The sequence below is a fragment of the Nonomuraea sp. NPDC051941 genome (genome assembly GCF_044593615.1).
The window spans coordinates 26066-42141 of sequence record NZ_JBIUCF010000013.1 but is presented as its reverse complement, the minus strand read 5'-3'; the positions used below and the strand labels follow the sequence as shown (position 1 = coordinate 42141).

Below are 16076 nucleotides of genomic sequence, written 5' to 3'. Positions count from 1 at the left end.
CAGCGCGTTGTCGACGTCGTGCGGGGCGTGATTCAATGCGCTGGCCGGGCGGGCTGCTCGTGGGCAGGTTTCCTCATTCGTCAGCGCAAGGGAATCCCCATGAGGTTATTCAAGTCGGCGGCGATCACCGCCGTCATGGTTCTGATCACGACTGTTCTGATGGTGCCCACGCAGGCACTGGCGCACGGGGTGTCGATGTTCCCCGCGGCGAGGACGTTCCTGTGCTGGCAGGACGGCCTGCGGGAGAACGGCCAGATCATCCCCTACAACCCCGCGTGCTCGGCGGCCGTCGCGCAGAGCGGCACGACCCCGCTGTACAACTGGTTCGCGGTGCTGCGTTCCGACGGCGGGGGCCGGACCACCGGGTTCATCCCCGACGGGCAGCTCTGCAGCGGCGGCACCGGCGGTCCCTACGACTTCTCGGCCTACAACGCGGTGCGCAGCGACTGGCCGCTGACCCACCTGACCTCGGGCGCCACCATCCAGATGCGGCACAGCAACTGGGCCAAGCACCCCGGCGCCTTCAACTACTACGTCACCAAGAACGGCTGGAACCCCAACGGGCCGCTGAAGTGGTCCGACCTGGAGCCGTTCGGCAGTGCCACCAACCCGCCGGACACCGGACCCGCCGGCGCGCTCAACTACTACTACTGGAACGCCCAGCTCCCGTCCGGCAAGACCGGCCGGCACATCATCTACACGATGTGGGTCCGCTCCGACAGCAACGAGAACTTCTACAGCTGCTCCGACGTCGTCTTCGACGGCGGCAAGGGCGAGGTCACCGGCGTCGGCCCGGGCCAGGGCACCCCCACCGCCACCCCGACGGTGACTCCGACGGTCAACCCGGGCGCCTGCACCGCCACGTGGAAGGCCACGGACACCGGCTGGGCCGGCCACTTCCAGGGCGAGGTGACCGTGAAGAACACGAGCACCTCGTCGATCAACGGCTGGACGGTCAAGTGGACCTACTCCGGCGGCCAGGGCTTCGACGGCTCGCCATGGAACGGCGTGCTGTCCGGGCAACCGCCCAACGTGGTGGTCAAGAACGCCACCTACAACGGGCAGCTCGCACCGAACGCGACCACCTCGTTCGGCTTCAACGCCACCGGATCGATCCCCAACCCGGCCCCGGCCCTGACCTGCACCAGCCCGTGATCAAATCACGTCGCGGGCTTGCCGCGGCACTCGTCACCCTGGCCAGCCTGACCCTGGCCGGGGTGATGTTTTTCGCCGCCCGCCAGCCGTCCTCCCAGCTGAACCAGGAGCTCGCCGCCCAGGTGACGCTCATCCTCGAACAGTCCTCGCCCGACGAGCACCACGCGCACGGCCACGACTTCGACTCGCGCGTCGTGTGCGCCGTGGAGCCCTTCGGGTTCGATCCGCCCGACGCGACCTCCCTCGTCGAGGTGAAGTGGGTCTACGCCCGCCACATGTGCGCGGTCACCGGCGCGGGCACCGACTGGGCCACCTCCGTACGGGCCGCGGGCCCGATCGCGGTGCGCGTCGGCATCCCTCCCCTGATCCGGGTGCCGGAGCCGGGCGTGGGCTATCCGGACCGCGTCAAGCGGCTCATCCCGGCCCGCTACCACGAGGCGGCCTTCGCCGAGTTCGAGGACGAGTCGGCGATCGACGCCGCCCGCCAACGCTTCGCTGAAGCCGTGAAAAGCCAAGCCCGATAAAGCGAGGGAGCGCCGTCGCCTGGACTGAGGAGCGCAGGGAGCGTAGCGACCGGAGCGACGAGGGAAGGCGACGGCTCCCCAGCGACCGAGCGCGCCTCTGCGGAGCAGAGGCCATAAACACGGACGCGGCCGGCTGGAGGTACCGGCCGCGTCCGTCCCATCCGGGCGGGATGGTCTCATTGGGCAGGGATGTTCTTTCGCCTCACCTCCTCATACGCAGCGGTACGACGGGCGGTTCAGTTGGCACACGTGTAGCCGGACGGCACGGACGTGTTGCCGCTGGGCCGGCTCGCCTGCACCCCGAAGCTCGTGCCGGCGTTGGGTGCGAGTGTGCCGTTGTAGCTCAGGTTCTTGGCCGTCACGGTCTGGCCGCTGACCGTCACCGCGGCGTTCCAGGAGCCGGTGAGCGTGTGGCCGGCCGGCAGCGTGAAGGTCACCGTCCAGCTCGACTTGGTCGAGGTGCTGGTGTTGGTCACGGTCACGGGCTGCACGACGTACCCGGTGCTCCATTGGCTCTGCACGGTGCCGGCAGCGGTGCAGCCGCCGCCGGTGCCGCCGCCGCTGAGCGTGGTGAACGACGCCGTCGGCGACGCGGCGGACTGGTTGCCGGCCGCGTCCCTGGCCTTGACGTACACCTGGTACGTGGTCGCCGGCGACAGCCCGGTCAGCGTGATCGAGTTCGTCGCGGTCGAGCCGAGCGAGGTCCCGGTCGAGGTGTAGACGTCGTAACCGGTCACACCGACGTTGTCCGTGGAGGCCGTCCAGGACAGGTTCGCCCCCGACGAGGTGATGCCGGACGCCGACGGGGTGCCGGGCGTGCTCGGCGAGGTCGGGTCGGTGGTGCCGCCGCCGTAGATCGAGGCCTGCTTGGAGGTGGCGGCGATGCCGTTGGCGCCGTTGAACAGCCGCCGGCCCCAATCCGTGAGCTGGGTGACGTCGAAGTTGGTGACCTGGTCGAGGTATTCGACGCCGCCGCCGTTGCCGCTCCACGACCAGCCCAGGTAGCCGAGGCCGCGGCTCACGGACTGGGCCATGATCGTGTCCTCGTCCGGGTTGCCGTCGGAGTGGTTGAAGCCGAACTCGCCGACGACCAGCGGCAGCCCCGCGGTCTTGAACGCGTCCATGTACGCGTTGATCTCCGCGGCCGTGTCGAAGACGCCGTACATGTGGATGGAGAAGATCGTGTTCTTGTTCGGGTCGCTGTCGAAGACCGCCCGCGCGTTGTCGCGCATGCCGAACTGCCAGTCCTGACCCCAGTTGGGCGCGTCCACCATCAGCGCGTGCTGGAAGCCGTTGCTGCGCAGCTTCTGGATCGCGGCCGTGGTCGCGGCGGCCCAGCCCGGGGTGACGGCGTTGTTGCCGATCGGCTCGTTGCCGATGTTGACGATGACGTAGTCCTCCTGGCCGACCAGGGCGGACTTGACGCTGATCCAGTAGTTGGCGGCCTGGTCGAGGGTGTAGGCGCCGCTCTGCTCGCCGTACCCGGTGGTGTCGTGGTTCTCCAGCACGCAGATGAGCTTGTTCTGCTTGCAGAGGGAGACGACGTTGGCCACGTCGGAGACGCTGTTGGGGGTCCAGCGGCCGCCGCTCAGCACGACCCGCACGGTGTTGGCCTTGAGCGACTTGATGTCCGCGAACGCCTTGGTCTGCGTCGCGTACCACGTGTGCGCGTGGCTGGTGCCGCGCATGACGAACTCCTGGCCGTTGGCCTCGACGATCTTCGTACCGCTCACGTGAATGCCGACGGCGGCGTTCGCGGGGGCGACGGGGGCGGCCGAGAGGCCGAGGAAAACGAGGAAGCACGTCAGCGCGGTGATCAGTGATCTCATGTGCTGCCTTTCACTGAGCTGTGGAACCGCCCCCGCCGCTACTGCGACGGGGGCGGGGTCTTCACTCAGGCGGGAGTGCAGGCGATGGGGTCGGGGACGGTGGGTGTGCCGTTGGCGATGAAGCCGAACGTGGTGGTGGCGCCCGGAGCGAGCGCCCCGTTGTACGCCTCGTTCTTGACGGTGACGCCGGACCCCGACTGGGTGTGCTTGCCGCCCCAGAGCTGGGTGATCTGGTTCGCCGACGTCCAGGCGACCGTCCATCCGGTGGTCGCCGAGGTGCCGTTGTTCTTCACCGTCACCTCGGCCTGGAAGGCGCCGCCCCACGAGCTCGTCACCTTGTACGTCGCCGCGCACCCGCCGGTCGGCGGCGGCGTCGTGTTCGTCGTGGTGAACGAGGTGCCGTCGGACGACGCCGAGGCCTTGCCCGCCGCGTCCCGCGCCACCACGGAGGCGGTGTAGGAGGTGCTAGGGGTGAGCCCGCTCAGGTTGAAGGACGCGTTCGTGGCCGTGCCTACCTTTTGGGACCCCAGGTAGACGTCGTAGCCGCTCACGCCCACGTTGTCCGTGGAGGCGGTCCAGCTCAGCTTGGCCGTCGAGCCCGTGATCTCGGAGACCGCGGGCTTGCCCGGCTTGCTGGGCGCTGCCGTGTCCTGCTCTTCCGGACCCGGGGGCTCACCCCAGATCTTGGTCGCGCCGCTGTAGAGAGTGATGTTCCCGGTGCGCACCGGCGTCGCGCCGGGCGTGGTGGGGATGTTCCGGTACGACCAGTCGTTCGCCGGGTCCCACGTGCCCGCGCTGGTGATCCTGAACTGCACCTCTCTGCGGTGCTGTGACTGCCCGGCCGGGGCGATGGCCTGCCCGGAGCAGTCGATGTTCACGTAGTACGTGGTGCCGCTCGCCTGGTGCAGCGTGGGCGCCTTGCACTGCGTATAAGCCGACGACACGGTGATCTGCGAGGCCGTCGTCGTGCCGTCGAGCGTGAAGTAGTAGCGGAACGAGCCGTCGGACAGGACCCTGGCGGGCCAGGCCGACTGGTTGCGGACGATGGCCTTGATCTCCGTGAAGCCGGTGCCCGAGGCGTTCACGCCCGCCTCGACAAAGAGCTCGGGACCGTCCGGGGTCTCCGCCACCGGGAAGTTCGCTGCGGGCGCGCCGCCGTACTCCTTGTAGAGCCGGGCCAGCGCGCTGGTGAAGCCGGCGTTGTAGTCGGTGGCGACCTCGTTCATGACGTAGTCGTCGCGCTTGTCGGTGTAGGCGTCGTTCGGGTCGGGCGGTCCGCCGACGAGCGCGCCGTACAGGGTGTGGCGGGTCTGCTCGGGGTTGGTGATCTGGTCGGTCCACGAGCCGTGCGCCGTGCGGTGATGCGGGTTCTTGGGCGGGTTGGCGCCGAACCCGATCAGGTACGAGGAGTTGCGCGGGTTGTCACCGAGCGTGTAGTTGATCTGCCGCACCGCGAAGTCGTGGTAGCGGGCCTTGCGCGTGGCGTCGGTGATGGTGTCGCTGTGCACGAGCGCCGCGAACGAGGTGTTGGCCGCGTACCGCAGCGAGCCCCACCGGTCGAGCACGGCCTGGCCGCCCGGCGAGTACGCCACCTTCGCGCCGTTCACGCCGACGGTCCACCAGTCGAGCCAGCGGTTGGCGTCGTCCAGGTAGCGCTGCTTGCCGGTCAGCTTGTACAGCAGCACGTACGCGCCGTACGACTTGTCGTCCCACGCGATCGTCCACTTGTACGACTTGGTGGTGGTCTGCGGCTCGTTGCCGAGGTTGTCGTACCCGGTCTCGGCCTTGGCCAGGTAGGAGGCGTCGTTCGTGGCCCGGTAGAGCCAGATCGCACCCCACACCAGCTCGTCGTTGTAGCCGCTCCACGAGTTGTAGTAGCCCTGCGCGTCGGTGATGCAGTCGGTGTACTTCTTCCTGACCGTGTCGGCGAAGGAGTACAGCTGCTTGGCGTGCGTCAGCAGCGTGTCAGCATAAGTCGGATTTGTCGGGCGGAAGACGATCGAGGAGGCGGCCATCGCCGCCGCCGTCTCGCCCGCCAGGTCCGACCCGCCGCACGACGCGTCGATCTTGTACGCGGGCCGTGTCATCTGCATTGCCTCGGCCGGGCCCCACCAGGCGTGGTCCGTGCCGCCGTTGCCGACCTGCCCGTAGAGCACGTTCGCCGACGGGTGGGCCTTGATGAAGTAGTCGTTGACGAACTTGAGGTTGTTCAGCAGGTGCGTGAGCTGCCCGGAGTTCGCGTACGCGTCGCGGTACTCGACCGCGCCCCAGGCCAGCATGGTCGTGGAGAACGCCATCGGGAAGCCGAACTTGACGTGGTCGCCCGCGTCGTACCAGCCGCCCGTGAGGTCCACGCCCACGTCCTTGCCGTCGTTCATGCCGGAGTCGCCGCGCCAGCCGACGCGGTTCCAGCTCGGCAGGTCGCCCGACTGCTGGGCCTCGTAGAACCACAGCGCCTTCTGCAGCGCCTCGCCGTACGCGAACGCCGGTGCGGCGGCGTGGGCCGCCGGCCCCACCCCTGCGAAACACAGGGGCAGGACCAGCGACGCCACGGCGATCAGTGCTTTTCTCACGGGAAGAGCCGTCCGTACTCGCCCAGGGCGACGGCGACGTCCACCTGTGCCCAGAACCGGTGGTAGTTGAAGACCGGCGCGGGGCCCGTGCCCTTCAGGAAGGCGTCGACCTTCGGCCAGTCCGGGTCGTTCTTGTAGAAGGACCTGATCGAGATGAACGTCGAGCTGGAGTTGATGGTGTCGCCGTTGGGCATCTTGCCGCTCCAGCCGGACGGCACGTAGACCGGGTCGTCCACGCGGTTGTAGTCGGTCTTGGTCTCGGGGACCGACACGCCCTTGGCGTCGCGGTTCTTCCACACGCCGTCGAGCAGCGCCTTGGCCATGTTCTTGGCCGCCGTGTTGTTCGCCTTGGCCGCGTAGTACATGAGCGTCTTGGCGTACGCGCCGGCCACGCCCACGTCGTTCGTGTAGTCGGCGATCGTCACGTGCAGGCCGGGGTTGGCCGGAGGCATCCCGGAGGTGGCGGTGAAGTCACCCACGGGCTGGCCGGTCCACCGCAGCGTGGACGGGATCTGGTACGAGCCGTCCGCGTTGATGGTGGTGTTGTTCATGGCCCAGGTGACCCACTTGTCGAGCAGCGCCTTGGCGTCGGCGTTGCCCGAGGCGTAGTACAGCTCGGCCACCCGCTCCATCGTCCACGCCTGGAAGCCGAACCACTGGTTCGACGGCGGGTCGTGGTAGACGGGCTGCCAGTCGTAGGTCAGGCCGTGGAACTTCGGCAGGCCGGCCGGCGGCGTCGCGTAGTGACCCTCCCAGCTGTTGGTCGCGCCACCGGCGATGGCGCCCTCGGCCGACTGCAGCCAGCCATAGAACTGCAGCTGCCGGGTGAGGCTGGTGCTCCAGTCGGCCACGCCGGTGCTGCTCTTGGGCTTCAGCTCGGTCACGTTCGCCAGCGCCCAGGCCGCGAGCGGGTTCTGGTAGCCGGAGTGGTTGTGGCTGGAGCCGATGCGCCATGCCCAGCCGGCGCTGGAGTCGGTCGCGCCGCCCCAGGCGTAGTACCAGCTCAGCAGGTAGTTGGAGGAGTCCTTGCCGGTGCCGGCCGCGCACTGCGGGCTCGTGCAGCCGGGCTTCTTGAAGTACTTGTCGTACATCGCGTAGCGCAGGTAGTCGCCCATCTTCGCGGCCTTGGCGACCGACCCGGAGATCTGCGACTCCTTGCCCTGCGCCTTGGCCCACGTCTGCGCCCAGTACGCGGCCTGCACGGCGCGCGCGTCGGCGTCGGGGGCGTTGGTGTACCTCCACTGCTTGGCGTAGGAGCTGTCCTTGATGAACAGGTCCAGGTAGCCGTTGGTGCCGCCGTGCTTGAAGGTGTCGCAGGACGGCTGCGGGATCGTCTCGAAGACCGACTCCTCCGGGCCGCGCTGGTAGGTGTTGATGTAGGCGGGCTTGGTGGTGCCGTCGCCGCAGCGGCCGAAGCCGTAGGTGTTGTCGACGTCGAGCAGCCAGTGCATGCCGTAGATGTCACGGGTGCCGTACGCGCTCTGCAGCTCGCCCGCGATCGGGTCGGTGCCCGGGGTCACGCCGGTGTCGAGCGGGCTCGGGTAGTTGCTGATCTGGTTCGACTCCGGCGCGTACGTGGCCGGCTTGTTCGGCGTGTAGAAGGAGTTCGTCGGCTGGTCGGCCGTGGCCGGGATGATGTACTTCTCCATCGAGGCCCACGCGTTGTTGAACTTCGCCCAGTCGCCGGTGACCTGCCCGTAGACCGCCTCCAGCCACAGGTAGTAGCTGTAGGCCTCGGACGTGGTCTCGTGCCCATGGTCCGGCGCCTCGACCATGAACGTCTCGATCGAGTGGTACGGCACGCCCTCGGGCGAGAAGTAGCCGTTCGCCGGGTCGTGGAGCTCGTTGTACATCTCGACGAAGCGCTGGACGTAGGTGTTGTTGCCGCCGACGTCGTCGTCCGCCTCGGTGGCGGTGACGTCGACCGCGGTGTAGCCGGTGGCGCTCACCCGGAACACGCCGGAGCCGGCGGTGGTGTCGCTGTCGTTGGCCGCCGCGAGCGTGACGTTCTGCGCGGTGTTCCAGTTGGACGGCGTGAAGGTCAGGCTGGCGCCGCCGGAGACGGTCAGGTCGGTGTCACCGCTGGCGCGTGCCGTGGTGACGGTCACGTTGGCCGAGGGCGCCTGCGACAGCTTCACGCTGAAGCTCGCGGTCCCCGCCTCCGGCACGGACAGGCTCGTCGGGCTCACGACGAGCGCGGGACCCGTGTTCTGCGAGACCGTGATCCCGACCGGCGCCGAGGTGGTGGTCGCGCCGCCGTTGTCGGTGGCCCGCGCGGTGATCGAGTAGCTGCCGGCCGCCACGTTCGTCCAGCTGTAGCTGTACGGCGCCGAGGTGTCGGTGCCCAGCAGCGTGGAGCCCTGGTAGAAGTCGACCTTCGAGACCGTGCCGTCGGAGTCGGACGCGTTCGCCGCGATCGGCACGGTGGCCGGGGCGGTGAACGTCTGCCCCGCGGTCGGCGAGGTCAGCGACACCGTGGGCGCGGCGTTGGCGCCGCCGCAGGTGACCCCGTTCACGCTGAACGTCGTCGGGTTCGGGTTGCTGCCGGTCCAGGTGCCGTTGAAGCCGATGGACACGGACGCGCCGGTGCCCAGGCTGCCGTTGTACGGCATGTTGGTGGCCGTGACGCGCGTGCCCGACTGGCTCCAGTTGGCGCTCCAGCCCGTCGGGGTGTACTTCTGCCCCGTGGTCGGGAAGTCGAAGCCCAGGTTCCACGACGTGATGGGGTCACCGGTGTTCTTCAACGTGATGCTCGCGGTGAAACCGCCCTGGCCGGGGCTGCTGGTCCATTGATTGGCCGTGTACGTCACGTCGCACGCCACGGCCGCCTGCGCGGGTCCGGCCGACACGGCCGAGGTCACACCCGCCACAAGGACAAACGTTGCGGCCACGGCCAGTCGCCGCGATAAGCGGGAGAGAAGGGGAGAAGGTCTGTACTTCACGGGGTCTCCATGGGAGTAGAGGAGTGGGAGCGCTCCCAAACGGATTGTGGGTGCCCCCACGCGTATGTCAACGGAATGGCGGTCCGGTAACCCCCGTGTTTCCTCTCACCAGGGTGCCCGGGATGAAAGTTTCATCCGCGTTCCGGGGCATTCAACGAGCATGCGGCGCGGCGGACACCTCCGCGAGCATCGCCCTCTGTACACGGATGGAACCACGACAGACCATGGGAGCGCTCCCAGCCCTCTAACACTGGAGATGATCGCTCGTGAGACTCCAACGCGGCCTCCGCAAATGGGCCGTGACCGTGACCGCCGCGAGTGTCGCGGCCTTAGGGCTCGTCGTCGGCCAGAGCACGGCAGCCAACGCCGCCGTCGCCTGCGACGTGACCTACTCTGCCAACTCGTGGACCAGCAGCCCCGGCCAGGGCGGTTTCACCGCGAGCATCACGTTGAAGAACACCGGTGACCCCATCACGTCGTGGAACCTGGGCTTCGACTTCCCGACCACGGGGCAGAAGTACACCCCGACGGGCTGGAGCGCCAACTGGAGCCAGTCGGGCACGCGGGTGACCGGGACGAACATGCCGTACAACGGCAGCCTGAGCACCGGGGGCTCGGTCTCCATCGGCTTCAACGGCACCTGGACCGGCAGCAACCCGAACCCGACCACGTTCACCGTGAACGGGGTCACCTGCGGCGGCGGCGGGAACCCCACCACCCCGTCGGTGGTCACCTCGGCCAGCTCGGTCGCGGTGAACGAGGGCGGCACGGCGACGTTCACCGCCCGGCTCTCCTCGGCCCCGTCCGCCAACGTGACCGTCACCACCACCCGGGCCAGCGGTGACACCGACCTGTCCGTCAGCTCGGGCGGCTCGCTGACCTTCACCCCGTCCAACTGGAACACCGCCCAGACCGTCACCCTGGCCGCGGCCCAGGACGCCGACACGACCGCGGGCACCGCCTCCTTCACCGTCGGCGGCACCGGCGTCACCCCGACCACGGTCTCTGCCACCGAGGTGGACGACGACGCCGTGGTGGAGCAGTCGATCATCGTGACGCCGACCGCGGTGACCGTGCCCGAGGGCGCCACCGCCACGTACACCGTGCGCCTGGCCGCCGCGCCGACCTCGAACGTGACCGTCACCTCGACGGCGGGCACCGGCGACACGAACATCACCGTCTCCAGTGGCGGCAGCCTCACGTTCACCTCGTCCAACTGGAACACCCCGCAGACGGTCACCCTGGCCGCCTCCGAGGACTCCGACACGGCCAACGGCAGCCGCACCATCACCGTCGCCTCGACCGGTCTGACCTCCAGGACGGTCACCGCCACCGAGGCCGACAACGACGGCGGCACCACGCCCGGCGGCCACGTCGAGAACCCATACGCCGGCGCCACCGGCTACGTCAACCCCGACTGGAAGGCCAAGGCCCAGGCCGAGCCCGGCGGCTCCGCGGTGGCCAACACCTCCACGGCCGTCTGGCTGGACCGCATCGCGGCCATCGCCGGCTCCTCCTCCGCCATGGGCCTGCGCGCCCACCTGGACGAGGCCGTCAGGCAGGACGCCGCCAACGGCTCCGCGCCGCTGACCGTCCAGTTCGTCATCTACGACCTGCCCAACCGCGACTGCTCGGCGCTGGCCTCCAACGGCGAGCTGCTCGTCGCCGAGAACGGGCTCAACCGCTACAAGGCCGAGTACATCGACCCGATCTCGGCGATCATGAGCGACTCCGCATACTCGAACCTGCGCATCGTCACGATCATCGAGCCCGACTCGCTGCCCAACCTGGTCACCAACCTCAGCTTCGCCAAGTGCGCCGAGGCCAACTCGTCCGGTGCCTACGTCGACGGCGTCCGCTACGCGCTCAACAAGCTGCACGCCATCACCAACGTCTACACCTACATCGACGCCGCCCACCACGCCTGGCTCGGCTGGGACTCGAACTTCAACCCGTCGGTCAACATCTTCTACAACACCGTGGCCGGCGCCACCGCCGGTGTGGACAGCGCGGACGGCTTCATCGTCAACACCGCCAACACCTCCGCGACCACCGAGCCGTACTTCACGATCAACTCGACCGTGAACGGCACGTCGGTCCGGCAGTCCAAGTGGGTGGACTGGAACTGGTACGTCGACGAGGCGACGTTCGCCACGGCCCTGCGCAGCGCCCTCATCTCCAAGGGCTTCAGGAACGGGCTCGGCATGCTGGTCGACACCTCGCGCAACGGCTGGGGCGGCTCCGCCCGCCCGAGCGGGCCGAGCACCTCGACCGTCCTGGACGACTTCGTCAACCAGTCGCGTACCGACCGCCGCATCCACGCCGGCAACTGGTGCAACCAGAGCGGCGCCGGTATGGGCGCGCGGCCGACCGCCAACCCGGCGGCCGGGTTCGACGCCTACGTCTGGATCAAGCCTCCGGGCGAGTCGGACGGCGCCAGCTCGGACATCCCGAACGACGAGGGCAAGAAGTTCGACCGGATGTGCGACCCGACCTACCACGGCAACAACCTCAACGGCAACAACCTGACCGGCGCGCTGCCCAACGCACCGCTGTCGGGACGCTGGTTCTCGGCGCAGTTCCAGGAGCTGCTGAGGAACGCCTACCCGCCCGTCAACTGACGACCGTCAGGGCCGGGGGCCATCGCCCCCGGCATGAGCCCGAGAGACCCGCCTGACCCGGGTCTCTCGGAGGGACCCGCCTGACCCGGGTCCCTCGATTCACCCGAAGGGGCCCCGTCCGCGGGGCCCCTTCACCTTTGAGCGCTGCGCCACTCCGAGATGATCTTGTCAATGTCGAAAGGCATCAGGTTGAGCGGCGGGCCGGACAGCCCCGTCCTGATCGCATCGCGGATCTTCTGGTTGATCTCGTCGAGGATCCGCCGCACCTCGGTCTCCGACCGGGCCCCGCGCGCGTCGGCCAGCGCCTCCTCCGCCTGCTTGCGCAGCGCCAGCGTGGGCGGCAGGGGCATCGACAGCCCTTCGCTCTCGATCTTCTGCTTGATCCACCACATGTCGTCGTGCGGCCGGTCCGGCAGCGGCTTGCCGGCCCCGGGCAGGTCGTCGAACTCGCCGCGCTCCTGCGCCTCGCGGATCTGCCGGTCGATCCAGCTCTCGAACGGCATGCCCAGGGGTTTCCGCTCGGTCAAGACGGCCTCCTCAGGCCAGGTTGTGACTCGGGGTCAGCGGGCCACGCCAGCCGAGCATGGCCTCGGTCATGCGTACGGACGCGACCGTGGCGGCCACGTCGTGCACCCGCAGGATGCGGGCACCCTTGACGATCGAGAAGACGTTGGCGGCGATCGTGCCCTCCCTCCGCTCCCCCTGCGGCCGGTCGAGCGTCTCGCCGATGAAGTCCTTGTTGGACAGGGCCACCAGCGTCGGGTAGCCGATCGCGGTGATCTCCTCCAGCCGCCGGGTGATCTCCAGGGAGTGGAAGGTGTTCTTGTTCAGGTCGTGGCCGGGGTCGATGATGATCCGGTCCGGGGCGATCCCGGCCTCCAGCGCGTACGCGACCCGCTCACGCAGGTAGCCGGCCACCTCGGCGACGACGTCCTGGTAGCTCGGCCGGAAGACGCGCCTGCCCGGGCCGCCCAGGCTGTGCGTCACGATCACGCTGACCCCCGACTTGGCCGCGAACTCCGCCATGCCGGGCTCGCGCAGGCCGTTGGTGTCGTTGATCACGTCCGCGCCCGCCTCGACGGCCGCCCGCGCCACGTCGGGCCGGTGGGTGTCGACGGAGATGACGGCGTCGGTGGCCTTCCTGACCTCGGCGATGACCGGCGCGACCCGGTCGATCTCCTCGTCCGCGCCGATCTGCGCCTGGGCCGCGCTGAAGGCGAACCCGCCGATGTCCACCCAGTCGGCCCCGTCGTCCACGGCCCGGCACGCGGCCACCACGGCATTGTCGAGCTCGAACGTGCTGCCCTGGTCGTGGAAGGAGTTGGGCGTCCTGTTGACGATGGCCATGACGGCGACCTGGCGCGCGAAATCGAACTCCCGCCGCCCGATGCGCCGGACGGGCGAGATGATCCCCGGGGAAAGCGCTTCGCCGCTCACGTAGCGAGCCTACCTGGCACCCGACCACCCGGCGCGGAGCGGGGGTCAGGCCATGAAACGGCCGAAGGGGCGGCAGCCGGCCATCACGCGGATGCGTTTCATGACCTCGTGGGCCGCGCGATCGGGCCCGCCCGGCAGCCGCATCGTGAGCAGGACCGTCGTCCCCCCGGGACCGGTGTCGAAGTCGGCCGTGTCGCACAGCCGGCGGATGAGGTAGATCCCCCTGCCGCCCTGCGCGAGTTCGAGCGGGGTGATGCTGCCGTTGACGTACCCGTCGGGGATGCCCCTCCCCTCGTCGGACGTCTCCGAGCGGATGACGCCGTCCACCGTCCACAGCTTGAAGTACCCATGCCCACCACCGTGCTCCACGGCGTTGACGACGCTCTCGTGCACGGCCAGGACGAAGTCGTCCAGCCGAGGGCTGCTCAGCCCGCAGCTCCTGGCGTACTCGGCCACGGCGCGGCGCAGCCTGGTGACGTCGTCGAGGGTGAAGGGCTGGGCCATCAGGGTCCGCATGCGCTCCCTCCGTGTCGTCCGACAGGGCGGCTACAGGGCGGCTCTCGCGCTTCAGGACCTCGCGTCGTGTGTCACGTTCCCCCGGAGGAGACGACTTACACCCCGGACGCCCCACCGACACCGGCGGCGAGCTCCTTGACGCGGCCGACGGGCCCGCCGTCGGGGGCCAGCGGCGCGGTGTCCATGCCGGCCCCGTCGTGCAGCCCCTCGAACAGCTCCCGCACGGCCTCCCACGACGGGTGCCGCGGCGTCCACCCCAGCACGTCCCTGGCGCGGTCGGTCTTCATGATCGGGGCCCGCAGGACCAGGTCCAGCAGGCCGGGCGCGGCCGGCAGGAGCCGCAGGTGCCAGGCCGCCGACATGACCGTCCTGGCCACGGCGGGCGAGACCGGGACCGTACGGGTGCCGAGCAGCTTGGCCAGGTCGGGCGGGTCGAGCACGGGCGCGGCGGCGAGGTTGAACGCCCCCCGCACCTCCTTGGTGACGGCCAGCCGGTACGCCTCCGCGGCGTCCTCCGCGTGCAGCGCCTGCAGCCGCAGGCCCGGGATGTCCGGCACGAACGGGATCCGCCCCTCCTTGATCAGCCACCCCGGCACGAACGGCCCGCCGAACAGCCTGCGCTGCTCGGTGGCGGCCACCCGCTGGAAGATGAACCCCGGCCGCATCCGCACCACCCGGATGCTCGGGTGATCGTTCTCGAAGACGTCGAGCACCCGCTCGACGTACGCCTTCTCCCGCCCGTACGCGGCCCCCGGCCAGCCGTGCGTGGGCCAGCTCTCGTCCACCGCCCGGTCCTCGGGGCCCGGAGAATACGCGCCCACGGACGAGGCGTGGACGAGCGCGGGCACCCCCGCCTCGGCGACGGCGCGGAAGACGCGCATGCTGCCCAGCACGTTCGCCCGCCAGGTCGTCGCCGGGTCCCTGGTGGGCTGGAACAGCCACGCGAGATGGACGACGGCGTCCGCCCCGTCGAAGATCCGCGTCAGATCCGCGGTCGCGACGTCCGCCTGCCGCCAGTCGGTGCGGTCGATCCGCCATCCGGGCAGCCGACGGGCGACCCCGACGATCGAGGTCACGCCGTCGTCGGCGGCCAGCGCACGCACCAGGCTGGTGCCGACGTTGCCGGTCGCACCCACCACAACGACTCTCATGGGTGCTTCGCTGCCCGCCGATCGGGCAGCGAAACCCCTCTGACCTGCCAGATTATGGCTGGAGCAGGATCTTGACGGCTCCGTCGGACTTCTTCTGGAACATCTCGTACGCGAGGGGCGCCTGCTCCAGGGGCATCCGATGGGTGGCGAGGTCCATCACGCCGAGCGGATCCGACTCGTCGGTCACCAGCGGCATCAGCGCGTTGGTCCACCGCCGGACGTGGGTCTGCCCCATGCGCATCGTGATGCCCTTGTCGAACATGCGCAGCATGGGCATGGGGTCCGTCATGCCCCCGTAGGTGCCGACGACGGAGATGACGCCACCGCGTCGTACGGCGTCGATGGCCTGGTTGAGCGCGGCGAGGCGGTCGACGCCCGTGTGCGCCATGAGCGGCGCGGCCACCGCTCCGGGCAGCATCGTGGCGATCGTCTGAGCGAGCTTGGCGGCCGGGGAGCCGTGGGCCTCCATGCCGACCGCGTCGATGACGGAGTCCGTGCCGCGCCCGGAGGTCCGCTGCCGGACCTCCTCGGGGACGTCGGTGATCTCGCTCGCGTCGATGACCTCGATGCCGTGGCGGCGGGCCATCTCCAGGCGCTGCGTGATGCCGTCCACGCCGATCACCCGGTAGCCGAGGTGGCGGGCGATGCGGCAGCACATCTGGCCGATGGGACCGAGGCCGAAGACGGTGACGCTGCCGCCCTCGGGGACGTCCGCGTCCGCGACGGCCTGCCAGGCGGTCGGCAGCACGTCGGACAGGTAGAGGAAGCGCTCGTCCGGCGGCCCCTCGGGCACCTTGATCGGGCCGAACTGCGCCTCGGGCACCCGCAGGTACTGGGCCTGCCCGCCGGGCACCTGGCCGTAGAGCTTGGTGTAGCCGTACAGGGCCGCTCCGGTGCCCTGCTCGCGCACCTGCGTGGTCTCGCACTGCGCGTAGAGCTGCATGTCGCACATGTGGCAGTGGCCGCAGGAGATGTTGAACGGGATGACCACGCGGTCACCCGGCTTGATGTTCTCGATCGCGGAGCCGACCTCCTCGACGATGCCCATGGGCTCGTGCCCGATGATGTCGCCCTCGGCCATGAACGGCCCGAGCACCTCGTACAGGTGCAGGTCGGAGCCGCAGATCCCGGTGGTGGTGATCCTGATGACCGCGTCGTTGGGCTCCTTGATGGCGGGGTCGGGAACCTCCTCGACCCGGATGTCGCGCTTGCCGTGCCAGGTGACTGCCTTCATGGTGCCTCCTTGCGGAATAGCCACAAATGCCGCATACCCGGACATATGCCATCAAATCGGCAGTGGCTCCAGGCGGCCTCCCGACACGCCTGGA

The 16076-nt window shown here is 69.3% G+C and carries 11 protein-coding genes; 3 read left to right on the top strand and 8 right to left on the bottom strand.

Features of this window, described 5'->3' with window-relative positions:
- The first annotated feature begins 99 nt into the window (after positions 1–99).
- Together ACIHFD_RS22425 and ACIHFD_RS22420 are read left to right on the top strand one after the other, a co-directional pair.
- The gene (locus ACIHFD_RS22425; RefSeq protein WP_397368534.1) at positions 100–1155 is read left to right on the top strand and encodes a lytic polysaccharide monooxygenase; all 1056 of its coding nucleotides are present in this window, start codon (positions 100–102) and stop codon (positions 1153–1155) included.
- The gene (locus tag ACIHFD_RS22420) at positions 1152–1679 is read left to right on the top strand and encodes a hypothetical protein (RefSeq protein WP_397368533.1); all 528 of its coding nucleotides are present in this window, start codon (positions 1152–1154) and stop codon (positions 1677–1679) included. The genes ACIHFD_RS22425 and ACIHFD_RS22420 overlap by 4 nt, the downstream gene beginning before the upstream one ends.
- Positions 1680–1915: 236 nt before the next feature.
- Here ACIHFD_RS22420 and ACIHFD_RS22415 read toward each other — a convergent pair whose 3' ends face one another.
- The 3 genes from ACIHFD_RS22415 to ACIHFD_RS22405 all read right to left on the bottom strand — a co-directional run bounded on the left by ACIHFD_RS22415 (position 1916) and on the right by ACIHFD_RS22405 (position 8951).
- Positions 1916–3508 carry a cellulase family glycosylhydrolase gene (locus ACIHFD_RS22415; RefSeq protein WP_397368532.1) on the bottom strand — a complete coding sequence of 531 codons (1593 nt, stop codon included), beginning with the start codon at positions 3506–3508 and terminating at the stop codon, positions 1916–1918.
- A gap of 65 nt (positions 3509–3573) precedes the next feature.
- Entirely contained in the window at positions 3574–6135 is a 2562-nt protein-coding gene (locus ACIHFD_RS22410; RefSeq protein ID WP_397368709.1) for a glycoside hydrolase family 9 protein, read from the bottom strand.
- Positions 6078–8951, bottom strand: a complete 2874-nt coding sequence (locus ACIHFD_RS22405) for a glycoside hydrolase family 48 protein (RefSeq protein WP_397368531.1) — start codon at positions 8949–8951, stop codon at positions 6078–6080. The genes ACIHFD_RS22410 and ACIHFD_RS22405 overlap by 58 nt, the downstream gene beginning before the upstream one ends.
- A 338-nt stretch (positions 8952–9289) precedes the next feature.
- Here ACIHFD_RS22405 and ACIHFD_RS22400 point away from each other — a divergent pair, with 338 nt between their 5' ends.
- Positions 9290–11644 (top strand): glycoside hydrolase family 6 protein, encoded by a 2355-nt coding sequence (locus ACIHFD_RS22400; RefSeq protein WP_397368530.1) that lies wholly within the window; start codon positions 9290–9292, stop codon positions 11642–11644.
- Between the two features lie 131 nt (positions 11645–11775).
- On the opposite strand, the gene ACIHFD_RS22395 is transcribed toward ACIHFD_RS22400, so the two are convergent.
- The 5 genes from ACIHFD_RS22395 to ACIHFD_RS22375 all read right to left on the bottom strand — a co-directional run bounded on the left by ACIHFD_RS22395 (position 11776) and on the right by ACIHFD_RS22375 (position 15982).
- Positions 11776–12171, bottom strand: a complete 396-nt coding sequence (locus ACIHFD_RS22395; protein WP_397368529.1) for a DUF1992 domain-containing protein — start codon at positions 12169–12171, stop codon at positions 11776–11778.
- Positions 12172–12181: 10 nt separating this feature from the next.
- Entirely contained in the window at positions 12182–13081 is a 900-nt protein-coding gene (folP, locus tag ACIHFD_RS22390) for a dihydropteroate synthase (RefSeq protein ID WP_397368528.1), read from the bottom strand.
- Between the two features lie 45 nt (positions 13082–13126).
- On the bottom strand, positions 13127–13597 hold the full coding sequence (locus ACIHFD_RS22385) for an ATP-binding protein (RefSeq protein WP_397368527.1): 471 nt from the start codon (positions 13595–13597) through the stop codon (positions 13127–13129).
- A gap of 95 nt (positions 13598–13692) precedes the next feature.
- Positions 13693–14748, bottom strand: a complete 1056-nt coding sequence (locus tag ACIHFD_RS22380) for an NAD-dependent epimerase/dehydratase family protein (protein ID WP_397368526.1) — start codon at positions 14746–14748, stop codon at positions 13693–13695.
- Positions 14749–14800: 52 nt separating this feature from the next.
- Positions 14801–15982 carry a zinc-dependent alcohol dehydrogenase gene (locus tag ACIHFD_RS22375; RefSeq protein ID WP_397368525.1) on the bottom strand — a complete coding sequence of 394 codons (1182 nt, stop codon included), beginning with the start codon at positions 15980–15982 and terminating at the stop codon, positions 14801–14803.
- Positions 15983–16076: the final 94 nt, after the last annotated feature.